16 protein-coding genes are annotated in these 15,032 nt (G+C 68.1%); 2 read left to right on the plus strand and 14 right to left on the minus strand.

The annotated features are described in order from the left end of the window. The first annotated feature begins 10 nt into the window (after positions 1 to 10). A complete protein-coding gene (locus tag ACZ9AQ_RS01230) occupies positions 11 to 214 on the plus strand; it encodes a hypothetical protein (RefSeq protein WP_429201401.1) in 204 nt (67 codons plus the stop codon). A gap of 152 nt (positions 215 to 366) precedes the next feature. Beyond that, a complete protein-coding gene (locus ACZ9AQ_RS01235) occupies positions 367 to 1,098 on the plus strand; it encodes a helix-turn-helix domain-containing protein (protein ID WP_429201399.1) in 732 nt (243 codons plus the stop codon). Between the two features lie 52 nt (positions 1,099 to 1,150). On the opposite strand, the gene ACZ9AQ_RS01240 is transcribed toward ACZ9AQ_RS01235, so the two are convergent. The 14 genes from ACZ9AQ_RS01240 to ACZ9AQ_RS01305 form a co-directional block, all read right to left on the minus strand. Next, complete coding sequence (locus ACZ9AQ_RS01240; protein WP_429201397.1) at positions 1,151 to 1,876, minus strand: type II secretion system protein N; 726 nt, start codon at positions 1,874 to 1,876, stop codon at positions 1,151 to 1,153. A gap of 4 nt (positions 1,877 to 1,880) precedes the next feature. Continuing rightward, positions 1,881 to 3,101 (minus strand): type II secretion system inner membrane protein GspF, encoded by a 1,221-nt coding sequence (gspF, locus tag ACZ9AQ_RS01245; protein WP_429201396.1) that lies wholly within the window; start codon positions 3,099 to 3,101, stop codon positions 1,881 to 1,883. 44 nt (positions 3,102 to 3,145) lie between these two features. Continuing rightward, positions 3,146 to 4,567: a type II secretion system ATPase GspE gene (gene gspE / locus ACZ9AQ_RS01250; RefSeq protein WP_429201394.1), complete on the minus strand. Its 1,422-nt coding sequence runs from the start codon at positions 4,565 to 4,567 to the stop codon at positions 3,146 to 3,148. 3 nt (positions 4,568 to 4,570) lie between these two features. After that, the gene (gene gspD, locus ACZ9AQ_RS01255) at positions 4,571 to 7,024 is read right to left on the minus strand and encodes a type II secretion system secretin GspD (protein WP_429201392.1); all 2,454 of its coding nucleotides are present in this window, start codon (positions 7,022 to 7,024) and stop codon (positions 4,571 to 4,573) included. Beyond that, positions 7,024 to 7,797 carry a type II secretion system protein N gene (gene gspN, locus ACZ9AQ_RS01260; protein ID WP_429201390.1) on the minus strand — a complete coding sequence of 258 codons (774 nt, stop codon included), beginning with the start codon at positions 7,795 to 7,797 and terminating at the stop codon, positions 7,024 to 7,026. The genes gspD and gspN overlap by 1 nt, the downstream gene beginning before the upstream one ends. After that, complete coding sequence (gene gspM, locus ACZ9AQ_RS01265) at positions 7,794 to 8,312, minus strand: type II secretion system protein GspM (protein WP_429201388.1); 519 nt, start codon at positions 8,310 to 8,312, stop codon at positions 7,794 to 7,796. Before gspM ends, gspN begins: the two co-directional genes overlap by 4 nt. Further along, on the minus strand, positions 8,309 to 9,601 hold the full coding sequence (gene gspL, locus ACZ9AQ_RS01270) for a type II secretion system protein GspL (protein WP_429201387.1): 1,293 nt from the start codon (positions 9,599 to 9,601) through the stop codon (positions 8,309 to 8,311). The genes gspM and gspL overlap by 4 nt, the downstream gene beginning before the upstream one ends. A 16-nt stretch (positions 9,602 to 9,617) precedes the next feature. Next, a complete protein-coding gene (gspK, locus tag ACZ9AQ_RS01275; protein ID WP_429201385.1) occupies positions 9,618 to 10,598 on the minus strand; it encodes a type II secretion system minor pseudopilin GspK in 981 nt (326 codons plus the stop codon). Further along, positions 10,598 to 11,254 (minus strand): PulJ/GspJ family protein, encoded by a 657-nt coding sequence (locus ACZ9AQ_RS01280; RefSeq protein WP_429201383.1) that lies wholly within the window; start codon positions 11,252 to 11,254, stop codon positions 10,598 to 10,600. Before ACZ9AQ_RS01280 ends, gspK begins: the two co-directional genes overlap by 1 nt. Continuing rightward, positions 11,251 to 11,631 carry a type II secretion system minor pseudopilin GspI gene (gene gspI / locus ACZ9AQ_RS01285; RefSeq protein WP_429201789.1) on the minus strand — a complete coding sequence of 127 codons (381 nt, stop codon included), beginning with the start codon at positions 11,629 to 11,631 and terminating at the stop codon, positions 11,251 to 11,253. Before gspI ends, ACZ9AQ_RS01280 begins: the two co-directional genes overlap by 4 nt. A gap of 14 nt (positions 11,632 to 11,645) precedes the next feature. Continuing rightward, on the minus strand, positions 11,646 to 12,125 hold the full coding sequence (locus ACZ9AQ_RS01290) for a GspH/FimT family pseudopilin (RefSeq protein ID WP_429201382.1): 480 nt from the start codon (positions 12,123 to 12,125) through the stop codon (positions 11,646 to 11,648). A gap of 9 nt (positions 12,126 to 12,134) precedes the next feature. Continuing rightward, complete coding sequence (gene gspG / locus ACZ9AQ_RS01295) at positions 12,135 to 12,572, minus strand: type II secretion system major pseudopilin GspG (protein ID WP_429201380.1); 438 nt, start codon at positions 12,570 to 12,572, stop codon at positions 12,135 to 12,137. 204 nt (positions 12,573 to 12,776) lie between these two features. Next, a complete protein-coding gene (locus tag ACZ9AQ_RS01300) occupies positions 12,777 to 13,526 on the minus strand; it encodes a HesA/MoeB/ThiF family protein (RefSeq protein ID WP_429201378.1) in 750 nt (249 codons plus the stop codon). A 21-nt stretch (positions 13,527 to 13,547) separates the two neighbouring features. Further along, positions 13,548 to 15,020, minus strand: coding sequence for a S41 family peptidase (locus ACZ9AQ_RS01305; RefSeq protein ID WP_429201376.1), 1,473 nt, complete (start codon positions 15,018 to 15,020; stop codon positions 13,548 to 13,550). Between the last annotated feature and the right edge of the window lie 12 nt (positions 15,021 to 15,032).

The raw sequence follows: 15,032 nt of genomic DNA on the forward strand, positions 1-15,032 counted from the left end.
GGGAAGCCGCATGGCGAACAAGGCACTGGCGACACGGCAGAAGATGCGCTTGCGCGTCGAGCCTTCGCAGCAGTTCGGCAAGCCGCGCAACCCGGTCGCGGCGCTGGCCAAGGCGCGCGCGGCCGGGCCGCATGCCAAGCCGCTGTCGAGCGAGCGGCATGCAGCCAGGCAGGCCCTCAAAAAAGCCAGGCTGGTGCTGGACGAGGACGACTGAACCTGCGCCGACACGATACATACCTTCCCCTTGCGGACACTTCGGTGTCCGCTTTTTTTCGTCCATCGGCCCGACGTGCCGTTCGTCGCATGCGCCTTGTCCGCGTTGCCATTCAACGGTAGAGTCGACCGTCCCCATTTTCCACGGATACCATGAGTTCACCCGACCTGATCCTCGACGCCCTGCGCGCCCGCCTGCGCGCGGCCGGCATCACCTACAAGCTGCTGGCCGAGCGCATCGGCGTGAGCGAATCGAGCGTGAAACGCATGTTCGGCCAGAAGGACATGGCGCTGTCGCGGCTGGCCGAGATCTGCCAGGCGACCGGGATCCCGCTGGAAGACTTGCTGCGCGGCGCGCTCGATACCCGGCCCCGGCTGGATGCCCTGAGCCTGCCGCAGGAGCGCTCGCTGGTGGCCAATCCGCGCCTGCTGCTGATGGCGATCTGCTGCCTCGGCCACTGGAACGTGGAACAGGTCGTCGATACCTACAAGCTGAGCGAGGCCGAGTGCATCACCCTGCTCGCCGAACTCGACCGGCTGGGACTGATCGAACTCAAGCCGCTGAACCGTTACCAGCTGCGGGTGTCGAACGCATTCCGCTGGCTGCCGGATGGGCCGGTGCAGCACTTCTTCCGCGAACACGTGGTGCCGGACTATTTTGCCGGCCGCTTCGACGGCGCGGGCGAGGCGCTGATGTGCCTGCCGGCGCGGCTGTCGCATGCCAGCGCAAAAGAATTGTCGCTCAAGATCGAGCAACTGGCGGCCGAACTGGCGCGGCTGCACCTGAACGACCGGCGCCTGCCGGCCGGGGAACGCGAGGGCTATACCTTGTTGCTGGGGTTCAGGTCATGGGAACTGGCGGCCTTCACCGCGCTGCGCCGCTGATGGGCGCGGTGCGCTGAAGATGCGATAACGGCCTGGCGCCACGCCGCCGTCCTTACTGGGTGATCGGCTGCTGGGTCTGGTTCATCGGCGGCGCATTCGGCGGCATCTGCACATTGCCGCTTTGCTGGGTCGGGTCGCCCTGCTCCGGCGGTGGATCCTGCGGCTCTTGCGACTCTGGCGGCAGCTGCGCATTCTCCGGCGTGGTCGGCGTGCCCTGCGGACCGCCGCCCGGTGGCGGCACGCTGTGCATGACGGGCGGTGCGCTGACCACGCCCGGCGCGCTCTGCGGTTCCATGCCCGGCGCCCCAGTCATCGGCTGGGGCATCTGCTGCATCATGCGCGGCTCCGGCGGCGTGACCGAGGTCGACTGGCCGGTATCGACCGCCAGTTCCACCCGCTTCATCACGCCGCCATCCGACAGCATCACGTAGCGCCGATGCACTTCGGCCACGGTCACGCCTGGCGCAATTTCGCGGCCGACGCGCACCGCCTTCGACGGCTGGCCGTCGGCCACCAGGATGACCGCGCTGTCGGCGCCGGCCGACACCACGCCGGTAAGCTGGAAATTGGAAATCACCGCGCTCGGCTGGCCACCGAACAGCGTTGCCGCCGCCTCGGGGCTGGGCGGAGGCTGGGTGGCGACCGGCGCCGCCGCCAGCGGCCGCTGCTCCGGCTTGTACAGCTGCAGCACCCAGAAGGCGATCGAGGCCGCCAGCAGAATCAGGGCAAGCAGGCTGAGTAGAAGAGGCAAACGCTTGTTCATAGTATTGACTGCCATTGTTTTACTGCACCAGCTGGTTGATTTCGATGATCGGCATCAGCACCGCCAGCACGATCAGCAGCACCACCAGGCCCATGGCCAGGATCAGCACCGGCTCCAGCAGGCCGGCGATGGTAAGCGTGCGGCGCTCGAGGTCGGCCTGCTGCGCATTGGCGGCGCGCTCGAGCATGGCCGGCAGTTCGCCGGTGATCTCGCCGGCGCGAATCATGTGCACCAGCATCGGTGGAAAGTGTTTTTGCGCCGACAGCGCGCGCGCCAGGCTCACGCCTTCGCGCACGCTGGCGGTGGCCTGCTCGACCAGTTCGCGCATCGCCACGTTGGAGAGGGTTTCGCGGCTGGTGTCGAGCGCGCGCAGGATCGGCACGCCGGAACCGGTGGTGATCGCCAGGGTGCTGGCGAAGCGCGCCGTGTTGAGGCTGCGCTCGAACTTGCCGTAGATGGGGGCCGTCAGCAGCCAGGTGTGCCAGCGCCGCTTGAGGTCGGGATTGCGCAGCGCGCGCCGCCACAGCCAGAACGCGCCGCCGATCAGGATCGCGCAATAGATGCCGTAGGCGCGCACGAAGTCGGACACGGCCAGCATGACCACGGTGAGGAAAGGCAGCTTCTGCTTGGTGTTGGCGAACACCGAGACGATCTGCGGCACGACATAGGTGAGCAGGAAAATCACGATCGCGAACGCGACCACGGTCACGATCGCCGGATAGGTGAACGCCAGCCGCACCTTCTGCACCAGGGCGTTGCGGCGCTCGATGTAGTCGGCCAGGCGCGACAGCACGCGCGCGAGCTGGCCGATCTGCTCGCCCGAGGCGACCAGCGCCCGGTAGATCTCGGCGAAGTCGCGCGGGTGGTGCGACAGCGCGGTGGAGAATGACGAGCCGCCGATGACTTCGGAGCGGATCGAGGCGATCAGGTCGCGCATATAGGCGCGCTCGGCCTGCTCGAGCAGCGCGGTGAAGGCTTGCTCGAGCGGCAGGCCGGCCTCGAGCAGGCTGGCCAGCTGGCGCGTGAACAGGGCCAGCTCGTTCTGCGACAGGCGCTCGCCGATGCCGCGCGCGCGGGCGACGCCGGCCGCGTCGACCTGAGCAGCAATTGCCTCGACGCTCAGAGGCGTCAGGCCTTGCGTGCGCAGGTCGGCGCGCGCCGCGCGCGGGCTGTCGGCGTTGACCACGCCCTTGCGCGTGGCGCCGCCCAGGTCAACGGCTTCGTAGCGAAATGCCGGCATCAGTCAGTTCCCATCCTCGCGAATTCCATCCTCATGCTCGCCTGTCAATCCTTGGTCACGCGCACCAGTTCGGCGCGCGTGGTGGTGCCGTCCGCCAGCCAGCGTTCGCCGTCGTCGCGCATGGTCTTCATGCCGGTGCCCAGCGCGGTTTCGCGGATCTCGGCCTCGGAGGCGCGGTTGTGGATCTGGGCGCGAATCTTTTCGGTGGTTTCGAGCAGCTCGTAGACGCCGACCCGGCCGTGATAGCCCGTGTGGCCGCAGCGCTCGCAGCCGACCGCATGCCAGGCGGAACCGTCGAAGGTCTTGCATTGCGAGCAGAGCTTGCGCACGAGGCGCTGGGCCATCACGCCCAGCAGCGACGAGGACAGCAGGAACGGTTCGATGCCCATGTCCAGCAGGCGCGTCACTGCCGAGGCGGCATCGTTGGTGTGCAGGGTGGCCAGCACCAGGTGGCCGGTGAGCGAGGCCTGCACCGCGATCTGCGCCGTCTCCAGGTCGCGGATCTCGCCGATCATGATCACGTCCGGGTCTTGCCGCAGGATGGCGCGCAGCGCCTTCGCGAACGTCATGTCGATGCGGGCATTGACCTGCGTTTGGCCAACACCGTTCAGGTCGTATTCGATCGGGTCTTCCACCGTCATGATGTTGGTGGTGGACGCGTTCAGGCGCGACAGCGCCGCGTACAGGGTGGTGGTCTTGCCGGAACCGGTCGGGCCGGTCACCAGCACGATGCCGTGCGGCTGGTTGATCAGGCGGTCGAACTGCGGCAGCATGTCTTCGGCCATGCCCAGGTGCGACAGGTCGAGGCGCCCCGCTTCCTTGTCCAGCAGACGCAGCACGGCGCGTTCGCCGTGGCCGGTCGGCAGGGTCGAGACGCGCACGTCGACTGGTTTACCGCCCACGCGCAGGGTGATGCGGCCATCCTGCGGCAGGCGTTTCTCGGCGATGTCGAGCTGCGACATGATCTTGATACGCGAGATCAGCGAGGCGTGGATCGCCTTCTTGGGGCGCACGATGTCGCGCAGCGCGCCGTCGATGCGAAAGCGCACCACCGAGGTCTGTTCGAACGGCTCGATGTGGATGTCGGACGCGCCTTCGCGCAGCGATTGCGTCAGCAGCGCATTGATCATGCGGATCACCGGCGCATCGTCGGACGATTCCAGCAGGTCTTCGATGGCGGGCACGTCTTGCAGCAGCTTGGTCAGGTCGAGGTCGGCGTCGAATTCGTCGACCACCTGCGACGCGTCGCCGCCGCCGCCGGCGTAGGCGCCGGCGATGGCCGCATCGAGCTCGTCGCGGTCGAGGCGGCGCAGCTGGATGCGGCCGAAACGGCGCGACACCTCGGCGATGGCGGATGGCTGCGTGTTGCCGGACACCAGCACTTCGACGCTCTGGCCCGGTTCGCCATTACCGCGCGCCAGCACCCCGTGGTCGCGGGCAAAAGCGTAGGGCAAGAGATTGTTCATGATTCACTCCCCGTTCGGCTGCTGCACCGGACGTGTTGGCGCGTTTGGCACTGCAGCGCCGGGCATGACTGCGCCCGATCCTGGTTCAGACACGCCCGCACCCGGCGCGGTTCCCCGCGCAGTGCCCTGCGCAGTGCCCTGCGCAGTGCCCTGATGGCGCGATGGCGCGCCATCGTTGGAGGCGCCCGGCGCCGCGTTCGGCGCCGGCTGGCGCTGGACCGGCACGGTCGCCATGCCGCCGCCGACCGGCGGCTGGCCTTCCACCAGCGGCGGCAGTTGCGGCGCGCCGAGGTCGCGCAGCACCGGCGTCGATTCGAGCTGGGCGGCGGCGCCGGCCGCGCGCATGTAGTCGTAGCGGTCCATCGCGATCGAATTCGAGGCTTCCTTGCTGCGCACCACAACCGGCCGCAGGAACACCATCAGGTTGGTCTTGACGCGGCTGCGGGTGCGGTACTTGAACAGGTTGCCGATGACCGGGATGTCGCCCAGGCCGCGCACCTTCTCTTCGCCATCGCCTTCGCTGTCCTCGATCAGGCCGCCGAGCACGATGATCTGGCCGTCGTCGGCCAGGACATTGCTCTCGATCGCGCGCACGTTCGTGGTCAGGCCCGACTCGGCATTGCGGGTCGAGGCGTCCACGCTCGAATTCTCGTGGTAGATCGCCATCTTGATGGTACCGCCTTCCGAGATCTGCGGCCGCACGCGCAGCAGCAGGCCCACGTCTTGCCGGTCGACGGTCTGGAACGGGTTGCCGCCGCCGGTGGTGCTGTTGGTGGCGAACGAGCCGGTGATGATCGGCACGTTCTGGCCGACCTTGATGGTCGCCAGCTCGTTGTCGAGCGTGATCATGTTCGGCGTCGACAGGATGTTGGCGTTGCCGTCGGTTTCCAGCGCACGCGCCACCGCGCCCAGGCCGAGTTCGCCGCCCACCTGGCGGAACAGGCCGAAGGTCAGGCCGGTCGGCAAGACCGGCGGCGCGGCGCCGTTGGTGCCGCCCGTGCCCTGGGCCGCCGCCAGCGCCAGGTTGACGATGCTGTTGTTGGCGCCGCCGCCGGTGAAGTTCTGCAGGCCGCCGAAACGGTATCGGCTGTCGGAGTCGCCGGTGGCGCCGATCCACTGCACGCCGAATTCGGACGCCTTGTTGGAGGTGACTTCGACCACCAGCGCCTCGATGTAGACCTGGGCCCGGCGCACGTCGAGCTGGTCGATCACGGAGCGCAGGTTGCGGTACACCGCATCCGGCGCGGTGATGATCAGGCTGTTGGTCGAGGCGTCGGCCTGGATGAAGCCCGATCCCTGGCCGCCGCCCTGGGCGCCTTGCTGGCCCTGCTGGGCGAAGGTGTTGCTGGTGCCGCCGATGCTGGTGCCGCCCTGCATGCCCCCCTGCTGGCCGCCGATGCCGCCGAGTCCGCCCTGCCCGCCCTGGCCCGCCTGGCTGCCGGTGCCGGACGTGATCGAGCTGCCCTGCGTGCCCTGCTGCTGCTGCGGCATCGCCGATGCATCCTGCGAGACCACGGCGCGCAGGGTCTGGGCCACGCGCGTGGCTTCCGCGTTCTTCAGGTAGACCACGTGGATATTGCCCTTGCTCGAGCTCTCCTGGTCGAGGCGGGCGATCAGGCTCCTGGCCAGGTTGGCGCGCGCCTGCGACGGCGCGCGGATCACGACCGAGTTGGTGCGCGGGTCGGCCAGCACCGTGACCCGGCCCGAATCGCCGCCGGCGGCCGGTTCCATCAGGCGCGTCACGAGCTGGGCGATGTCGCTGGCGATCGCGTTGCGGATCGGGACCACGTCGAGGTTGGCCGCCACCGGGGTGTCGAGCGCGGCGATGATGCGCGCCAGGCGGCGCAGGTTGTCGGCGTAGTCGGTGATGACCAGCGTGTTGTTGCCCGGGTTCGCCATGATGGAGTTATTGGGCGAAATCAGCGGGCGCAGCACGGCGGTGAGATTGGCGGCCGACTCGTAGGACAGGTAAAACACCTGGGTCGCGATCTGGTCGCCGGTGGCCTTGCTGGAGCGTACGCCGCCGACCTGGATCGGCGAGGATTGCAGCTTGGCCTCGGCCTCGGGCACCACCTTGGCGTAGCCGTCGCCGCTGGTGACCACCGCGAAGCCCTGCAGGCGCAGGGTCGAGGTGAGCAGGCCGAAGGCTTCGCTCTTGCTCAGCGGTTTCTCGGACACCAGGGTGAGCGTTCCCTTGACCCGCGGGTCGATGATGAAGGTCATGCCGGTGTAGTGACCGATGGCCTTGATCACCGACTCGATGTCGGCATTGACGAAGCTCAAGGCGGCGGCGTTCGTGCTGTCCTGCGCCAGCGCGGGCGGCGGCAACGCGACCATGGCGGCGCAGCACAGCATGGCGCCGGCGGCAAGGCGACGCCATGCCGGCAGTTGCAGGTCCGACAGCGGTCGGGCTAAAAGTTCGGCGTGCGCGGAGGTGGAGCGGTTTATTTTCTTCATTATCTGAACTCGAGTGCGATTACGTTTTTGCCGTTCACCATCCGGCGCTGGCCCAGCAGGTTCAACATGGTCCCGAGCTGGTCCTCATAGCCGTCGGCGGCGCTGGCCTGGCCCGAAAAGCGCAGGCGCCCATTTTGCAGCACACCTGTGCCCGACAGCAGCAAAGCGCCACGCACAGTGCGCAGGGTCAAATCGGCCTGCGGTCCACGCCAGTCCATGATCATTTCATAACTGCCGAGCGGCTTGATGGGCGACATGCGCGCACCCATATCGCTCATCGACAGGACGGTGCGCCCCTGCACGGTCACGGTGTTCTGTTGGCGCAACAGGTCGAGCGCGTTCCAGGACAGCCGGATGCGGCCGCTCGGCGCCAGCGTATTGAGCGGCGCGCCCAGGCCCGACAGCCCTTCGGCCGGCAGCAGCAGCTCGCCGGCATTGACCTGCCACTGCGACCAGCTGCCTTCGACCCGCACCGGGTTGGTCAGCGCCTGCGGGTTTTCCAGGGTCATGCTGACCTGGCCCAGCACCACCAGCGGCGACAAGGTCCAGGAAAACCGGCCCGGCAGCAAGGGCGTGACCGCCCCGCCCGGCCCCGGCGCCCCGCCGATGAAGGCTGAGCCGCGCCAAAGCGTACCCTGCGCATCCCCCAGCGTCAATCGACCACCGGTCTGGCGCTCGACCAGCGGGCCGAGCCAGGCCGCCGGCAGGAAAGCCAGCACCGTCGCCGTAACCGCCAGGATGACCAGCAGGCCCCACGCCAGCGCCCGCCTCATGAAGCCGGCTCGATGCGCTGGCGCAGCGTGAGCGTGGCGTCGACCTGGCCCGGCGCGGCCAGGGCGCTGAACTGGGCGTCCTGCACCATCAGGCGGCTCTCGCGCCGCTGGGCGTCGAGCCAGGCCATCAGGTTGGCGAAGGAAACATTGTTGAGCTGAACCTTGGTGTATTCACCGCTCACCGACAGCGACGCCGGATTGAGTCCGCGCGCCGACATGCCGGCGCCGAGCGACTCGCGCGTGACCGGCGTGACGGCGGGCGCCGGCTCGCTGGCGACGGCCCGCGCTTCGCCGGCCAGCGCCTCGAGCTGGGCCGCCTGCTGGCGCAGCTCGGGCAGGGACCGGCGCAATTGTTCGCGGCCGTCAAGCGCGGGCTCGAGCAGGACGAGATAGAACAGCGCCAGTGCGGCGACCAGGCCGCCGATGAGCAGGAACTTGCGCTCCTGCTCGGTGCGCCCGATCCAGTAGGCGGTTGCGCGTTCGCGCAGCCCGCTGATTGTGCCGACGACATTCATTGCATGACTCCCGATTGCGTCACTCCAGATTGCGATGCGCCCGACTGCGTAGCGCCCGACTGCGAGGCGCCGGTGCTGCGGATCAACCAGGTGTTGGCGTCGGGCGTTTCCAGGCTGAGGTGGCGCGCCGCCAGGGCCGGACGCAGCTGGTCTGCGGCGCCGGGATTGGCGGACTCGGGTTTGACGCGCACGGTGAGGGCGCGTTCGCGATACTCCATTGATGCAATCGCAGGCGGCGCGCCGAGGCCGCCAATGGCTTCGCCAAGGGCCGCCGCCATCGCGGTGAATTCATCGCCGCTCACCTCGCCGCTGCCGGCCCTGGCGCGCGCGATATTCTGCTGCATCTGCGCCACCGGATCGATTGCCGGCTGGCCCGGAAACACCGAGCGGAACGTCTGGCTCATCTGCTGGCGCACGGCGTCGGCCTCGCGCTTCAGGCCCAGCCATTCGACGTTGAGGCCGATGACGTGGACCACCAGCGCCGCCAGGGCGAGCCGGACCGGCCAGCGCCAGCGGCGCCAGTCGCGCCGCGCCACGCCGGCCGTGCCCAGGCCGGGCACCAGGTCGAGGGCGGGGCCGACGGCGCCGCCGTTGTTGCTGCCGCGCGCGCCGGCGATCCAGTGCGCCCAGTTGTCGCTCTCGAGGGTGACGCCGGGGCCGGCCTCGGCCAGCAGCGCCTGGTATTCACCCAATTGCTCGTGCTCGACGTACAGCACCAGCGGCGCATCGCCGGCCAGCGCGCGCGCCGTCTGCAGCGCCACCACCGGGCTGCCGTCGAGCGCCAGGCCGAGGCCTTCGTACTGGCTCTGGCGCAGGATCAGTTCGCCCTTGCCGACGGCGGCGCTCACGCTGCCCGGATGCAGGGGCAGGCACAATTGCTCGGGCACGGCCGCCACCGCGCGCGCGCCCATCTCCAGGAGTTTGCGCACCAGCGACTCGAGCCAGGCTTGCTGCACCACGGCCACCGGACGGCGGCCGTCGGCCATGGCGGGACCGGCCACCAGCACGCAATCGAGGGGATCGCCCAGGATATGTTCTTCGACCAGGGCCGGCAGCGCCGCGCGCAGGCGCGCGCCGGCCAGCGGCGGCGCCTGCACCATCAGCAGGGTGACGTCGCTGGCGGCCACGATCAGCACCACGCGCCGGCTCGCCGCGACCAGGTCGCCCAGGTTGCGCAGCGCGCCTTCGCCCTGCTGTCCGATCGCGCCGTTGTCGTCGGCCAGCGCGAACCGGCACAGGGCGCCTTCGCCTTCGCTCCTGGCCGGATGCCGGATATAAAGAGTACTCAAACCGTCTCGCTTTCTTCTAGTTCTGGCGGGTCCAGATCACGTTCACCCCACCGGCGGGGCCAAGGTTTCCCAGGCTGCCTTTCTGCACCAGCGACTCCGCGTCCAGCGCCGCGCGGTCGAGGCGGATGCGGCTCTGCACCAGGAAGTAATTGCTGGTGGTGCTGATTTTCGGTCCCTCCGGCGCCTCTGTCCTGCACTGCAATTCAGTTTCGAACATCGCCACGTCGTTCCACGGCACCCGCTTGCGCTGTTCGACCAGGGCATTGGCCTGGGAGATCGAACAGCCAGGCAAGACCGCCGCCAGCACCGCCGCCGGCGCCGTGTTCACGTTCACCGTCGTGCCCTGCGCCGGCAGCACGATCACGAACGGGCGCAGGGCCTCGACCGTCTCGGGCTTGACGCCCGGCACCGCCAGCAAGTCGTCCACCCGCAGGACCGGCATCGGGTTGCCCTTGCGCGGCGTCTGCGGGGTTTTGTTGTCCTCCGCGTCCGGATCCACCGTCAGCGCCTGGCCGGCGGCGACGAAATCGGCGATCGGCCGCGCCAGCCGCGGCTCTTGCCGCACATTGGTCAACAGGCGGCCAAGCACTTCGGTCTCCACGGGATCGCGCTTGCCGCCCGTTGCCAGGTTGTTCAGATTGTATCGCGCCGTGGCGTCGTATACCTGACCCGACAGGGATGCATTGAAATTTTCTCCCTGTACCCGCTCGCGTTCGATGTACTGGTCGAGCCGGGTCTCGGCCAGCGGCGTGGCCCATACCTGATCGAGCGAGATGCGCCCGCCGAAGGGCTGGCGCAGGATCACGCTGGCCCAGTCGAGGGCGCCGCGCTGGATCCACTTGGTCTGCAGCTGCAGGCGCTGGTTTTCCATCGAGCGCACCTGCACCTGCTGCTGCCAGAACAGGCTGGCGACGATCGAGATCGCCAGCGTGGTCAGGAGCAGTGCGGTGACCACGGCGACGCCGCGCTGGCGGCGCGGATGGTGCAAGGGGCGCATCAGGTGCCTCCCAGCAAGAAAGACTTGACCATCGGCTGGCCCAGGCCCTGCACGGTGAGCGCCACCTGCACGCCGGTGGGCTCGCGCGAGCGGGCCGGGCCCAGGCCCGGATCGACAGGCGGGGGTTCCTGCTCGCCATTACCGCCTACCGCGGTCGGCTCGTTGCGCCAGGCATTGTTTTGCCAGCCCTGCACCTGCATGCCGTTCACGCCCACCTGCAGCACGACCGACGGCGAATTCTCGGCCGGCGCATCGGACGCGAGCGCCTGCCACAGCGCGGCGATGTGGTCGAGGTCGCGCGTGCCGGGCGACTCGCGCCGCATCAGCTGCCCATTCACCACGCGGTAGCTGACCACCTGCAGGCGCGACGGTTCGTGTTCGACGAAGACCTTGCGCACCAGGGTCAGGCGGTCGGCATCCCACAGCAGGGTCGGGCGGCCGCGCATGATGTCGTTGCCGGCCGCGTTCTCGCAATCGTTCTGCATCTGGGCAAAGGCCAGCTGCATGCCGCGCGTGACTTCCATTTCTTGCGTGAGCGCCACGCGCGCGCGCACGATGCCGTCCAGCCCGCGCCAGCCGAGCACGGCCACCATGGCGAGGATGCCGATCGCCACCAGGAGTTCGACCAGCGTGAAGCCTGCATGTCTGGCGCTCATATCGGGGACGGCCTCAGGACCAGTTGGATGAGTTTGACGATGCGGCGCCCCGGGTTGTCGGCGTCGAACACCGAGACTTCGATCCTGCGCAACAGTGGATTGGGGCTGGACAGCACTTCTTCTTCGCACATCAGGTTCAGGTCGCCTTGCGGACAGGGAAAGCTGCGCTTGCCGATCTCGGGAAATTCGCGGCCCAGGCGGATCTGCACCAGCCGGTTCTCGGCCGACCAGGTCGCCATCATCGAGGCGCGCAGGCCGGCGCTGTTGGACGTCAGGCTGCCCACCGCGCGCAAGCCGGCGGCCAGCGCGGTGCCGACGATGACCAGCGCCACCAGCACTTCGAGCAGGGTGAAGCCAGGGCCTCTGCGGGACGGCATCATGGTCGTGGGCGTCATTCGACGGTAAAGTGGCCGACGCCGTCGGCGTGGATCGCGACTGCGTTGGCGCCCGAGGCCAGGGTCAGCACGAAGGGACGGTCGACCGGCTCGCGTCCGAAGGTGATGCGCAGCATATCAGGGCCACCCGTGCCGGACGGTTCGAGCACGAGCCGCAGCGGCGGATTCTTGAAGCTGCGCTCGCGCAGCAGGTCGTCGCGCGTGACCGGCTCCCAGCCGGTGTCGCCGCGCACCATGAAGCGGTAGCGCTCGCCGTTGGCCTCGAACGCGACCAGGCGGTTGCGCACGATGGCTTCGTCGCGCGCCAGCTGCAGCAGCAGCGCGATGCGCCGGGCCTCGTTCTCGAGGTCCTGGCGCGGGCTCGGGATGGCGTTCAGCGTAGCCAGTCCCAGCGTGATGCCGATGATGACCATCACGACCAGCAGCTCCACCAGGGTGAAGCCGGAAGATGAGCCCCGCGCGCGCCAGGCCGGCATGAAAGATACTTAGTGCCAGGAACCGACGTCGGCGTCCTCGCCGTTGCCGCCCGGCTGGCCGTCGGCGCCGTAGGAGAACACGTCGATCTCGCCTTTCACGCCCGGCGACAGGTATTGATAGGAGTTGCCCCACGGGTCCTTCGGCAACTTCTCGATGTAGCCGCCGTCTTTCCAGCCGTTGGCGGCCGGGCCGGCGCTCGGCTTGGCGATCAGGGCGTTCAGGCCCTGCTCGGTGGTCGGATAGCGCTGGTTGTCGAGCTTGTACAGCTTGAGGGCCTGCATCATGGTGGCGATGTCCACCTTGGCGGCAGTGACGCGCGACTCGCCCGTGCGGCCCAGCAATTTAGGAACGACCAGGGCGCCGAGGATGCCGATGATGACCACGACGACCATGATCTCGACCAGGGTAAAGCCGCGGGCGCGACGTTGTATACGTTGGAAATTCATATGCAGTGTGATTAGGCTGGTGAATCGGTGGAGCCGGGACAGTATACGGCCGAAATATGACAAGACAATGCTGCGGATGAAACTGCGAACAAACTATGCGAATCGCTTACACCGCTACCGGCGGCGGGTGTGCAATTGTAAGCTACCTACGCTTGTCACGACACCTTGGATCCGCACCGTTAAGCCAGGCCTCATCAAACCTGGCTAGCGCCCGGCGCACACCGGGCAAGCGGGATTGCGCGTTACCTTGACGCCAGTCCATTCCATGAATTTTCCGTCCAGCATGAGCAGGCGGCCGGCCAGGGACTCGCCGACGCCCGCGATCAGCTTCATCGCTTCGGCGGCCTGGACCGCGCCAACGATGCCCACCAGCGGGGCGAACACCCCCATGGTGCTGCAGGCCACGTCTTCGAAACCGCTGTCTTCAGGGAACAGGCAGGCATAGCACGGGGCGTCGGGTTGACGCGGATCGAATGCGGTCAACTGGCCGTCGAAGCGGATCGCCGCCCCCGACACCAGCGGCACGCCGGCGGCGAAGCAGGCGCGGTTGACGGCGTGGCGGGTGGCGAAGTTGTCGCTGCAGTCGAGCACGACGGTAGCCGTGCGCGCCAGCGCCAGCAGGCGCTCGGGGCCGGCCCGTTCGTTCAGGGCGACCACCTCGATCTCGGGATTGATCGCCAGCAGGGCCGCGCGCCCGGAATCGACCTTGGGCTGGCCGATGCGTTCGGTCGTGTGCATGACCTGGCGCTGCAGGTTGGTGAGGTCGACCGTGTCGTCGTCGACCAGGGTGATGCGGCCGATGCCGCCCGACGCCAGGTAGAGGGCGGCCGGCGAGCCGAGGCCGCCGGCGCCGATCACCAGCGCATGGGCCTCGAGCAGGCGCTGCTGGCCTTCGATGCCGATGTCGTCGAGCAGGATGTGGCGCGAGTAGCGCAGGAGTTGGTTGTCGTTCATGGTTCAGGCATCACGCCAGCGTTATTTCTTCGGCGGCGCCTTCAATTCAGGCAATTTCTGCTCCGCTCCCGGCAACGGCGCCGGCGCGGGTTTGTCTGCGTCGGGCACGCCCTCGGCCAGTTGCACCGGCAAGCCCTTGAAGTGCCTGATCGCCTGCGCCAGCTGGAAATCGTCCTGGCCGCCGAACTCGATCGGCTTGCGGTCCTTCAGCAGGGCCAGCGCGCGCTGCTGCTGCGCCAGGCTGGAGTTCTGGCCCCTGGGCGCCGTGTCCTTCTTCTCGCCTTCGGCCGCCAGGTGGCGCTGCAGGTCCGCTTCGCGCACACGCAGCGCGTTCAGCAGGTCGCCTTCGGCGCTCTCGTCGACCCGCAGGTCGGGTTCGATGCCGGTGGCCTGGATCGGCCGTCCTTTTGGCGTGTAGTAGCGCGCCGTGGTCAGCTTGATCGCGGTGTCGCTCGACAGCTGGCGCAGCGTCTGCACCGAACCCTTGCCGAAGGTGCGGCTGCCCATCACGATCGCGCGCTGGTAATCCTGCAGCGCACCGGCCACGATTTCGGAGGCCGAGGCCGAGCCGCCATTGACCAGCACCACCATCGGCACCGATTTGAGGCCAGCCGGCAAGCCCGCCAGCGGGTCGCCGCGCTGGGCATAGAACTCGCGCCGGCCATAAAAGGCCTGGTTCGCATCCGCCACCTGGCCGCGGGTACTGACGATCACCTGGTTCGGCTGCGGCAGGAAGGCGGCCGAGACGCCGATCGCGCCCGGCAGCAGGCCGCCGGGGTCGTTGCGCAGGTCGAGCACCAGGCCCTTGATCTCGGGTTGTTCGGCGTACAGTTCTTTGGTTTTCTTGGCCAGTTCGTCCAGGGTGTTTTCCTGGAACTGGCTGATGCGCAGCCAGGCATAGCCGGGCTCGACCATTTTGGCCTTGACGCTGACGACCCGGATTTCCTGGCGCGCGATCGGCACCACCCAGGGTTTGTCTTCGCCGGGACGGGCAATGGTGAGCGTGACCTTGCTGCCGACCTTGCCGCGCATGCGCTTGATCGCGTCGTCGGACGACATATTGCGCACGGGAACATTGTCGATGCGGGTGATCAGGTCGCCCGGCTTGATGCCGGCCTTGAAGGCGGGCGTATCCTCGATCGGCGACACCACCTTGATGTAGCCGTCCTCGTTCGAGATCTCGACGCCGACGCCCACGAACTTGCCCTGCACCGCCTCGCGCATGTCGCGAAACGCCTTCGGATCCAAGTAAACCGAGTGCGGGTCGAGCGAGGCGACCATGCCGCCGATCGCTTCCGACAGCAGCTTTTTATCTTCCACCGGCTCGACGTAGTCGGTCTTGATCAGGCCATACACGTCGGCCAGCTGGCGCAGTTCGTCGAGCGGCAGGGGCGCGCCGGCTTTTTGCGCATGGGCCGACAGCTGGAACGATGCCGCCACGCCGACCAGGACGCCCACGCCGACCAGCCCGAAATGCTTTGCTCTCATGCCCATGTTGACCCTTGT

Source organism: Massilia sp. UYP34 (genome assembly GCF_056279385.1).